The organism is Burkholderia sp. LMU1-1-1.1, from assembly GCF_040675865.1.
GTDB lineage: Bacteria > Pseudomonadota > Gammaproteobacteria > Burkholderiales > Burkholderiaceae_D > Rugamonas.
Genome location: NZ_JBEGHG010000034.1, coordinates 129,969 through 142,094 on the forward strand (window position 1 = coordinate 129,969; position 12,126 = coordinate 142,094).

At 68.9% G+C, this 12,126-nt stretch carries 1 protein-coding gene (cut by a window edge); it reads right to left on the minus strand.

What is annotated here, in order from left to right:
- Positions 1-12,126: the 3' portion of a non-ribosomal peptide synthase/polyketide synthase gene (locus MRBLMU1_RS22130; RefSeq protein ID WP_363505826.1), read on the minus strand. It continues 4,851 nt past the right edge of the window; the window shows 12,126 of its 16,977 coding nt (coding positions 4,852-16,977); its start codon lies off the right edge, out of view; its stop codon occupies positions 1-3.

Genomic DNA, 12,126 nt, shown 5'->3' on the forward strand with positions numbered 1-12,126 from the left:
TTACCCCGCCAGACCAGCCAACTCCGCCAGCACCGCCGGATGCGCGACCACGGCGCCGTGGTCGGCGTCGACGCGGCGGTGCGCCACCCGGGCGCCGGCCGGCGCGCCCATCTCGGCGTCGAGCCGCTCGACCACAGAGCGCGGTTGCTCCGCGCTCCACCAGCAATGCACGGGCGCGGCCAGCACGGGCAGCGGCTTGACGGAATTGGCGCCGGCCAGGGTCAGGCACGCGGCCGTCAGGAATATCCTGACCACCTGTTCCGCCTGCATATCCTGGTGGGCGCCGCCGCGTTGCAAGGCCTCCAGCAGCGGCCGGGTCCACTCGACCAGCCCGCGCTCGTCGACCAACGGATCGTCGACCCCGGCCAGCGCCACCGCCTGTTCGCCGGTCAAGGCCACGCCGCCGGGCAGGAAGCGCGCGTATTCGTCCCGCCAATCGGTGCGCACCCAATCGACGCCGTGCGCGGTGGGCACCGACGTGTCGATCAGGCAGACGAACGCCACGAGCTGCCCCTGCGCCTCGAGCCGCGCCGCGACCAGCGCCGCCAGCGTGCCGCCGAGCGACCAGCCGAGCAGGCTGTAAGGCCCTTGCGGCTGGACCTCGCGCAGGTAATCCACGTAGTCGTCGGCCATCCGCTCGAGCGATTCGTCGCGATGCGCCGGTTCGTTGAGCGTGCGGCAGCTGATGCCGTAGACCGAACGCCGGCCATTCAAATGCCGCGCCAGCGGCAGGTAGCCGAGCACCGTGCCCAGGCCCGAGTGGATGCAGAACAGCGGCGGCACGCCGTCCACCCTGGCGTTCAACAGGGTCACAGGGCTGGCGGTGCCGGCCAGGCCACGGATGGTCGGACGGCTCATCATGGCCTGCAAGGTCAGGCCGGAGGCGGCGGACAGGCCGGCGTGCGCCCTGGCCCGCGCCAGCACCCGCAACGCGGCGATCGAGTCGCCCCCCAGTTCGAAGAAGTTGTCGTCCCGTCCGACCCGATCGACGCGGAGCACCTCGGCCCACACGGCGGCCAGCGCCGTTTCGGCCGGGCCTTGCGGCGCCTGGTAGCGTCCGGCGCTTTCCTGGCCCGGCTCCGGCAGCGCCTTGCGATCGACCTTGCCGTTGGCGTTCTGCGGCAACGCCGCCAGCGCCATGATCAGCGACGGCACCATGTAGTCCGGCAGCGTGCGGCCGAGGCGTTCGCGCAGCGCGCCCGCATCGATGGCCTGTCCGGCCTGCGCCGACACATAGCCCACCAGCCGCATGCCGGCGGCGCCGCCGTGGGCCACCACCACCGCCTCGCGCACCTCGGGCTGCGCCAGCAACAACGTCTCGATCTCGCCCAGCTCGATGCGGAAGCCACGGATCTTGACCTGGTGGTCGATGCGGCCCAGATATTCGAGCTGGCCGTCCGCGCTCCAGCGCACCAGGTCACCGGTGCGGTACAGGCGTCCGCCGGCGTCGTCGAACGGGTCGGCGACGAAGCGCTCCGCGCTCAGGCCCGCGCGGCCCAGGTAGCCGCGCGCCAGCAAGCTGCCGCCGATGCACAGCTCCCCGGCCACACCCACCGGCACGCACTGCAGCGTGTCGTCGAGCACCCGCAGCGTGCGTCCCGGCAACGGTGCGCCGATCGGCATCTGCGCCGGCAACGGCACCGTGCCGTCGACATACGGCTGGCAATCGAGGATGGTGGCCGTCACCGTCGCCTCGGTCGGGCCGTAGGTATTCAGCAGCTTGACGTGCGACAGGCCGGCCTCGCGCCACGCGCGCAATCCTTCCGGCGGCATCGCCTCGCCGCCGGCGTGGAGCTGGCGCAGCGCGCCGTAATCGCGCACGCCCTGGCGTGCGAAGTCCTGCGCCAGCAGCAGCCAATAGGCGGTGGTGATGTCGACCACGCTGATGCGCTTGGCGATCAGCTCCTGGTGGAAAGTGGCGCTGTCCCACAAGGCGGGACCGCGCAGCACGACCGAGGCGCCGGCCGCCAGCGGCGCGAACAGCTGTTCGATGAAACCGTCGAAGTTAAGCGTCGCGAACTGCAGCATGCGGTCGTCGCGGGTCAGGCCGAAGAAACCTACCGCCACCTGCGCGTGTTCGGCCAGACTGCGATGGGCGATGCCCACCCCTTTCGGCCGTCCGGTCGAACCCGAGGTGTAGATCACGTACGCCAGGTTGTCGCCATGCAGCGCGACCAGCGGATCGTGGTCGCCGCGCGCGGAGAGTTCCAGCGCATCTAACTTATCCAGCGCCACCATGCGCAAGCCGTCCACCGCCGGCAGCCGCTCCCGCACCGCCGTTTGCGTCAGAAGCAATGCGATGCCGCTGTCGTCGACCATGTAGGCCAGGCGCTCCGCCGGATATTCCGGGTCCAGCGGCACGTAGGCGCCGCCGGCCTTGAGGATCGCCAGCAGGCCGACCACCATCTCGAAGGAACGCTCGACGGCGATGCCGACCTTGTCATCTGGCCGCACGCCCAACGCGAGCAGGTGGTGCGCCAGCCGGTTGGCGCGCCGGTTCAGCTCCGAGTAGCTCAGCGACTCGTCGCCGAATAGCAGCGCGGTCGCCAGCGGCGATTCCGCCGCGCGCCGTTCGATCAGGCGGTGCACGGGCTCCCGGCCCGGATGGCGCAGCGTGTTCGCGCCCCATGTCCGCAGGCGCGCCTGCTCCGCCTCGCCCAGGATTTGCAGCTCGCCGGCGGCCTGCGAAGGCCGCTCGGCCAGCGCCTCGACGATGGCGCCGACGGCCGCTTGTATCAACTCGCACAAGCGCATGGCGCCGACGCTCTTGCCGACCTGCGCCACCAGGCCGAAGCCGTCGCCGAAGTCGTCCACCGACAGGTCGACCGGATAGTTGCTGCGCTCCTCCCCACCCAGCGCGTGCATGCCTTCCCACGCGGCGATGGAAACGTCCTTGGGGGCGCTGTAACGGTAGTTCAACAGCGCCGAGAACAACGGCGTTCCGCCCGGCAGACCGCTGCAACGCTGGGCCAGCGACAGGCTGGCGTGTTCGTGCGCCAGCAGCCCGGTCAACCCCTCGTGCGTCTCGCGCAGGCTTTGCAGCACGCCGCGCGCGCCCAGCTTGACGCGCAGCGGCAGCGTGTTGATGAACATGCCCAGCGCGCGCTCGGCGCCGTCTCCGCCCTGCATGCGGCCGAACAGCACGGTGCCGAACACCACGTCGTCCTTGCCGGTGGCCTTGGACAGCACCAGCGCCCACGCCAGGTGGAACAGGCTGGCCGCGCCCAGTCCATGGCGGCGCGCCTGCCGGCGCACGGCGTCGGACAGTTCGGCCGTCAACGACAGCCTGGCCTCCTCGACGCCGCCGCCGTCGCCCTGCACGTCCAGTAGCCCGAACGGCGCGGTCGGCTCGTCGACGTCGCCCAGCATCTTCGTGAAGAAGGCCTCGTGCTCGGCGGCGCTTACGCCGCGGCGCGCCTGCGCCACAAAGCCGCGGAACGGCACCGGCGCCGGCAGCTCGGCGTGCCGCTCCTGCTGGATCAGCGCGATTTCCTCGATGATCAGTTCCAGCGTTGTGTGGTCCAGCACCAAATGATGGCTCGGCAGCTGCAAGAGCCAGCGGTCCCGCTCCGCGTCCCGCAATGCCACCGCGCGCAGCATTGGCGCGCGGCGCACGTCGATGCGATGATGCAGCGGATCGACGTGCGCGTTCAGCCTCGCGGCCGCGTCGCCGCCCGCCGGTTCCAGCCACTCGATGACGAGCGACGCGTGGCGCGCCACCACCTGCACCGGTTCCGCCAGGCCCTCCCACAAGACGGCCGTGCGCAGAATGTCATGACGCGCGATGACCTGGTTGAAACTGGCGATGAAGCGCTCCAGACGCTGTTTGCTGTCAAAGCCCAACAACAGCGGCGTGACGTAAGCGTCGCTCTCCTCCTGCAGCATGTGGTGGAACAAAATCCCTTCCTGCAGCGGCACCAGCGGATAGATGTCCTGGATGTTGGCCGCGCCACCGGGCACCGCCGCTTCGATGCGGGCGATCTGGCCGGCGTCGAGGTCGATCAGGGTGACCATCTGCGGCGTGATGCCGCCGCAATCGGCCGGAATCAGGTTCGGCGGCACGGCCACCTCGCCCGCGTCCTCCCGGTGCGCGACCGCCCGCGCGAAGGCCGCCAACACCGGTTGCTGGAACAGCGTGCGCACCTGCACCACCATGCCTTGCGCGCGCATGCGTTCGAGCACGCCCAGGGCCAACAGCGAATGGCCACCGAGTTCGAAGAAGTTGTCGTTGCGCCCGACCCGCTGAACGCCCAGCACCCCGGCCCAGATGGCGGCCAGCGCTTCCTCCATTGCCCCTTGCGGCGCTTCGTATTCGCCACTGCTTTCATACTGGGGCTCCGGCAGCGCCTTGCGATCCACCTTGCCGTTGGAGTTCAGCGGCAGGCCGTCGAGCACCATGATCGCCGACGGCACCATATAGTCCGGCAGCGCCTGGCCGAGACGCTCGCGCAGCACCGCCGCCTCCACCGTGCGCCCGGCGTGCGTCGAAACGTAACCGGCAAGCCGCGTGCCGGCGGGACCTTCGTGCGCCACCACCACAGCCTCGCGCACCTCCGGTTGCGCCAGCAGTTGGGCCTCCACCTCGCCCAGCTCGATGCGCAGGCCGCGAATCTTGACCTGGTGGTCGATCCGGCCCAGGTATTCGATCTGGCCCTCCTCGTTCCAGCGCACCAAATCGCCGGTGCGGTACAACCGTTCGCCGCCGCGCCCGAACGGATCGGCCACGAAGCGCTCGGCGCTCAATCCGGCGCGGCCAAGATAGCCGCGCGCCAGCAGTTCGCCGCCGATGTACAACTCGCCCGCCACGCCTTGCGGCACGGCGCCCAATGCGCCATCGAGCACATATGCCCGCGTGTCGGCGATCGGACGGCCGATCGGCACCAGCGGCTCGCCGTCGTCGCGGCAGGTCCACTGCGTGACGTGGATCGTGGTCTCGGTCGGACCGTACAGGTTTTGCAGGCTGACGCCGGCCAGACGCCGCAGCGCCTCGCCCTGCGTGGCCGCCGGCATCGCCTCGCCGCCGCAAATGACGTAGCGCAGGCGCGTTTGCGCCTCGATGCCCTCGTGCGCGAGGAAGGCTTGCAGCATCGCCGGCACGAAATTGAGGGTCGTGACCTGATGACGGCGAATCAGCTCGATGATCCGTTCCGGATCGCGCTGGTCGCCGGGATTGGCCAGCACCAGCCTCACGCCGGTCGTCAGCGGCCAGAAGATCTCCCACGCCGAGACGTCGAAGCTGAACGGCGCCTTGTGCAGCACCGTGTCGGCCGCCGTCAGGGCGTAGGTCTGCTGCATCCAGGTCATGCAGCTGGCCAGCGCGCGGTGGCGGATCGCGGCGCCTTTGGGGCGGCCGGTGGAACCGGAGGTGTAGATCACGTAGGCCAGATGCTCGCCGTGCAGCGGCACCGCCGGATTGCGATCGGATTCCATCTCCAGGTCCAGCGTATTCAGGTCCAGCACGGGCAACGTGCCTGCCGGCGGCAAGGCGTCCTTGACGGCGCTTTGCGTCAGCAGCAGCGCGATGCCGCTGTCCGCGATCATGTAGGCCAGGCGGTCGACCGGGTATTCCGGGTCGAGCGGCACATAGGCGCCGCCGGCCTTGAGGATCGCCAGCAGGCCGACCACCATCTCCAGCGAGCGCTCGACGGCGATGCCAACCTTGACGTCCGGACCGACACCAAGCTTGATCAGGCGATGCGCCAGCCGGTTGGCGCGCTGGTTCAGCGCCGTGTAAGTCAGCGACTCGTCGCCGAACAGCAGCGCCGTCGACAGTGGCGTCTCAAGCGCCCTGCGCTCGAACAGCTGGTGCACCGGCGCCATGTTCGCATGGCTGGCCGGGTTCACACTCCAGGCGTGCAACAGCTCCCGCTCCTTCGCGCCCAACAAATCTAGTTCGCCGATGGCGCGCCCGGATTGACCGTCCAACGCTTCGACGATGCCTTCCACCGCCGCCAACATATATTCGCATAGCTTTGCGGCGCCGACCGAGCGGACCGCCTGGCCCACCAGATGGAAGTCACGGCCCAGATCGTCGATCGACATGCCGACCGGATAGTTGGTTCGCTCTTCACCTCCCAGGGACACCATGCCTTCCCAAACGACGCCGCTGTCGGCCGTGCCGCTGGCGCCGTGGCGGTAGTTCAGTAGTGCCGAGAACAGCGGCGTGCCGCCGGCCATGCCGCTGCAACGCTGCGCCAGCGACAGGCTCGCATGTTCGTGCGCCATCAATCCAATCAAACCGGCGTGAGTCTCGCGCAGGCTTTGCAGCACGCCGCGCCCACCAAGTTTGACGCGCAGAGGCAGCGTATTGATGAACATGCCCAGCGCGCGCCCGGCGCCTTCGCCACCCTGCATGCGGCCGAACAGCACTGTGCCGAACACCACGTCGTCCTTGCCGGTCGCTTTCGACAGCACCAGCGCCCACGCCAGGTGGAACAAGCTGGCCGTGCCCAGTCCGTGGCTGCGCGCCTGCCGCCTGATCTTCTCGGACAGACCGGCCGCCAACGGCAGCCGCAGCTCTTCGACGCCGCCGCCATCGCCCTGCACATCCAGCAAGCCGAATGGCGCCGTCGGCTCGTCCACATCGGCCAGCATCGCCTTGAAGAAGGCCTCGTGCTCGGCGGCGCTGACGCCGAGGCGCGCCTGCGCCACGAAGCGGCGGAACGGCACCGGTTCCGGCAACTCGGCGTGACGTTCCTGCTGGATCAGCGCGATCTCCGCGACGATCAGCTCCAGCGTGGTGTGGTCCAGCACCAGATGGTGGCCGGGCAGCTGCAACAGCCAGCGTTCCCGATCTGGATCCTGTAACGCCACGGCGCGCAAAAGCGGCGCGCGGCGCACGTCGATGCGATGGCGCAGCGGGTCGACATGGGCGTTCAGCCTCTCGGCGGCGTCGGTACCTTGCGATACCGGCAGCCATTCTATGACCAGCGCGGCGTGGCGCGCGACCACCTGCACCGGCGATTGCAAGCCTTCCCACAGCACCGCCGTGCGCAGGATGTCGTGACGCGCGATCACCTGGTTGAAGCTGGAGACGAAGCGCTCCAGTCTTTCGCGGCTATCAAAGCCCAGCAAGTGCGGCGTGACATAGGCGTCTCCCTCACCCTGAAGCATGTGGTGGAACAGAATCCCTTCCTGCAGCGGCGCCAATGGATAGATATCCTGGATGTTGGCGGCGCCTCCCGGAACCGCCGCCTCGATGTGCGCGATCTGTTCGACGTCGAGGTCGATCAGGGTTAGCATCTCCGGCGTGATCGCGTCGCAATTCGCAGGGATCAGATTCGGCGGCACGACCACGTCGCGCCGGTCCTCGTCGCGGGCGACCGATTGCGCGAACGCCGCCAGCACCGGTTGATGGAACAGCGTGCGCACCTGCACCGCCATGCCGCGCGCGCGCATGCGTTCCAGCACACTCAACGCCAGCAGCGAATGGCCACCCAGCTCGAAGAAGTTGTCCTGGCGTCCGATACGTTCGACGCCCAGCACCTCGGCCCAGATCGCGGCCAGCGCTTGTTCGATCTCGCCCTGCGGCGCTTCGTATTCCCGGCTTTCATGGCCCGGCTCCGGCAGCGCCTTGCGGTCCACCTTGCCGTTGGCGTTCAGCGGCAGGCTGTCGAGCGTTACGATCAGCGACGGCACCATGTAGTCCGGCAGCGCCTCGCCCAGGCGCGCGCGCAGCGCCGCCGTGTCGATCGGCTGCCCCGCCTGCGCCGAGATGTAGGCCACCAGGCGCACGCCGGCGGCGCCGCCATGGGCCACCACCACCGCCTCGCGCACCGCCGGCTGCGCCAGCAGTTGCGCCTCCACCTCGCCCAACTCGATCCGGAAGCCGCGAATCTTGACCTGGTGGTCGATCCGGCCCAGGTATTCCAACTCCCCCTCGTCGTTCCAGCGCACCAAATCCCCGGTGCGGTACAGGCGCTCGCCATCGAGGCCGAACGGATCGGCCACGAAGCGCTCGGCGCTCAGGCCCGGACGGTCAAGGTAGCCGCGCGCCAGGTTGATGCCGCCCAGGTACAGCTCACCGGCCACGCCGGCCGGCACCAGATTCAGGCCGGCGTCGAGCACGTGGGTGTGGGTGGCGCTGATCGGCCGGCCGATCGGCACCTGGCCCCGGCCGTCGTCGCGGCAGGTGCTGTGGGTGACGTCGATGGCCGCCTCGGTCGGCCCGTACAAATTGTAGAGCCCCGCCTTCGGCAGGCGTTTGAAGACGCCGTTGCGCGCCTCGGCCGGCAGGGCTTCGCCGCTGCAGACGATGCGCGTCAGGCTGGCGCACGCCTCGATGCCCTCGTGCGCGAGGAAGGCCTGCAGCATCGACGGCACGAAGTGCAGCGTAGTGACGCCATGGCGCTCGATCAGTTCGACCAGGCGGCGCGGATCGCGGTGGTCGCCCGGGTTGGCGACGGCCAGCCGCGCGCCGGTCATCAACGGCCAGAAGAACTCCCACACCGAGACGTCAAAGCTGAACGGGGTTTTTTGCAGCACCGTGTCGACGTCGGTCAAGCCGTAGGCCTGCTGCATCCACGCCAGACGGCTGTACAGCGAGCGGTGGCGGTTGGCCGCGCCCTTGGGCCGTCCGGTCGATCCGGAGGTGTAGATCACGTAGGCCAGGTTCTCGCCGTGCAGCGCGACCGCCGGATCGTGCCCGGCCTCGCCGGCCAGATCGAGCGCGTCCAGCTCCAGCACGCGCAAGCCGGCGGCAAGCGGCAGGCTGTCTTTCAGCGCGCTTTGCGTCAGAAGCAACTGGATGCCGCTGTCGCCGATCATGTAGGCCAGCCGGTCGGCCGGGTATTCGGGGTCCAGCGGCACATAGGCGCCGCCGGCTTTCATGATCGCCAACAGACCGACCACCATCTCGACCGACCGTTCGACCGCGATGCCGACCTTGACGTCGGGGCGGACACCAAGCTTGACCAGGTGGTGCGCCAGCCGGTTGGCGCGCAGGTTCAGCTGCGCGTAGCTCAACGAGTCGTCGCCGAACAGCAGAGCGGTCGCATCGGGGGTCTCCAGCACGCGGCGTTCGATCAGGTGGTGCACCGGCTGCTCGTCCGCATGCACCGCCAGGTTCACGCCCCAGACTTGCAGTTGATCGCGCTCGGCCTCGTCCAGCAGGGATACGGCGCCGGCCGCGCGGCCGGGATCTTCAGCCAACGCCCGCAGCACCGCCACATAGTGTGCCGCCATCCGTTCAATCGCCTCGGCGGCGAAAAGCTCCTGTGCGTAGGTGAATCCCACATGCAGCAGGCCATCGGCCGCCTCGAATGTGTCGACCGTCAGTTCGAACTGCGCCGCGCGATCGCCAGGGAGGTACTCCTCCAACACCAGGCCTGGCAGCTGCCGCGCCCCACCGCGCTGCTGCCTTTGGTGGTTCATCAGCACCTGGAACAAGGGATTGGCACCCAGCTGGCGCTCGGGCCGCAGCGCCTCGACCAACTGCTCGAAAGGCAGGTCCTGGTGCGCCTGTGCGCCCAGTGACGCTTGCTTTGCCTGTTCCAGCACCTGCGCCATGCTTTGCCTGTCGTCGATGACGTTGCGCAGCACCTGGGTATTGACGAAGAAACCCACCACACCCTCGGTCTCGAAGCGATGGCGGTTGGCGATCGGCACGCCGACCCGGATATCCGACTGGCCGCTGTGGCGCGACAGCAGCACCTGCAAGCCGGCCAGCAACGCCATGAACAACGTGGCGCCCTGCGCCTGCGCGCGCCGCTGCAGGCCGCCCGTCAGATCGGTCGGCAGCACGAACTTGTGCCGCGCGGCGCGGTAGGCGCCATCGGCCTTGCGCGGGCGGTTGGTCGGCAATTGCAGCACCGGGTGCTCGCCGCCCAGTTGCGCCTTCCAATAGCTTAGCTGGCGATCCCGCTCGCCGGCTTCCATCCACTGGCGCTGCCACGCCGAGTAATCCGCATATTGCACCGGCATCGGCGCCAGCGTGGCCGCGCGCCCCTCGAGACGCGCGCGATACAGCTCGACGAATTCCTCGACGATGATGTTCATCGACCATCCATCTGAAACGATGTGGTGCATCACCACCGCCAATACGTGGCGTTCCGCCGCTTCGCGGATCAGGCCCACACGCAGCAAGGGGCCGTGTTCGAGGTCGAACGGGGTGCGGTTCAGACGCGCCACCTCGCCGCGCACTTGCGCGGTCAAAGCGTCGGCCGCCGTTCCTGTCAAGTCGATGTGCTCGAACCAGGCGTCCGACGCCTCGCCGACCAGCTGTGCCGCCTGGCCGTCGTCGCCGGCGCGGAACACGGTGCGCAGGGATTGATGGCGGGCCAGCAGCGCCTCGAAGGCTGCCTTCAGGGCATCGACATCCAGTGCGCCGTTCAGCGTCAGCGCGTGGCTGATGTGGTAGGCCGCGCTTTCAGGTTCCAGTTTCCACAAGAACCACTGGCGAACCTGCGCATACGAGGCGGCCAGCGGGCCTGACCGACTGGTTTCGGGCAGCACCGGAATCGATTCCTCCTTGCGATCACCTTCGCCGGCCCTGGCCACTGCCGCCAGGATCTGATGGGCGAAGATCTGCTGCGGCGTCAGTGACAGGCCGTTGGCCCGGGAGCGCGAAATCACTTTGAGACTGAGAATCGAATCGCCACCGAGCTCGAAGAAATTATCTTGACGGCCGACGCGTTCGACACCCAGCACCTCGGCCCAGATCGCGGCCAGCGCTTGTTCGATCTCGCCCTGCGGCGCTTCGTATTCCCGGCTTTCATGGCCCGGCTCCGGCAGCGCCTTGCGGTCCACCTTGCCGTTGGCGTTCAGCGGCAGGCTGTCGAGCGTTACGATCAGCGACGGCACCATGTAGTCCGGCAGCGCCTCGCCCAGGCGCGCGCGCAGCGCCGCCGTGTCGACCGGCTGCCCGGCCTGCGCCGAGACGTAGGCCACCAGGCGCGTGCCGGCGGCGCCGCCATGGGCCACCACCACCGCCTCGCGCACCGCCGGCTGCGCCAGCAGTTGCGCCTCCACCTCGCCCAACTCGATCCGGAAGCCGCGAATCTTGACCTGGTGGTCGATCCGGCCCAGGTATTCCAGCTCCCCCTCGTCGTTCCAGCGCACCAAATCCCCGGTGCGGTACAGGCGCTCGCCATCGAGGCCGAACGGATCGGCCACGAAGCGCTCGGCGCTCAGGCCCGGACGGTCAAGGTAGCCGCGCGCCAGATTGATGCCGCCCAGGTACAGTTCACCGGCCACGCCGGCCGGCACCAGATTCAGGCCGGCGTCGAGCACGTGGGTGTGGGTGGCGCTGATCGGCCGGCCGATCGGCACCTGGCCCCGGCCGTCGTCGCGGCAGGTGCTGTGGGTGACGTCGATGGCCGCCTCGGTCGGCCCGTACAAGTTGTAGAGCCCCGCCTTCGGAAGGCGTTTGAAGACGCCGTTGCGCGCCTCGGCCGGCAGGGCTTCGCCGCTGCAGACGATGCGCGTCAGGCTGGCGCATGCCTCGATGCCATCGTGCGCGAGGAAGGCCTGCAGCATCGACGGCACGAAGTGCAGCGTAGTGACGCCATGGCGCTCGATCAGTTCGACCAGGCGGCGCGGATCGCGGTGGTCGCCCGGGTTAGCGACGGCCAGCCGCGCGCCGGTCATCAACGGCCAGAAGAACTCCCACACCGAGACGTCAAAGCTGAACGGGGTTTTTTGCAGCACCGTGTCGGCGGCGCTCAAGCCGTAGGCCTGCTGCATCCACGCCAGGCGGCTGTACAGCGAGCGGTGGCGATTGGCCGCGCCCTTGGGCCGTCCGGTCGATCCGGAGGTGTAGATCACGTAGGCCAGGTTCTCGCCGTGCAGCGCGACCGCCGGATCGTGCCCGGCCTCGCCGGCCAGATCGAGCGCGTCCAGCGCCAGCACGCGCAAGCCGGCGGCAAGCGGCAGGCCTTCTTTCAGCGCGCTTTGCGTCAACAGCAACTGGATTCCGCTGTCGCCGATCATGTAGGCCAAGCGGTCGACCGGATATTCCGGGTCCAGCGGCACATAGGCGCCGCCGGCCTTCATGATCGCCAGCAGGCCGACCACCATCTCGGCCGACCGTTCGACCGCGATGCCGACCTTGACGTCGGGGCGGACACCAAGCTTGATCAGGTGGTGCGCCAGCCGGTTGGCGCGCAGGTTCAGTTCCGCGTAGCTCAG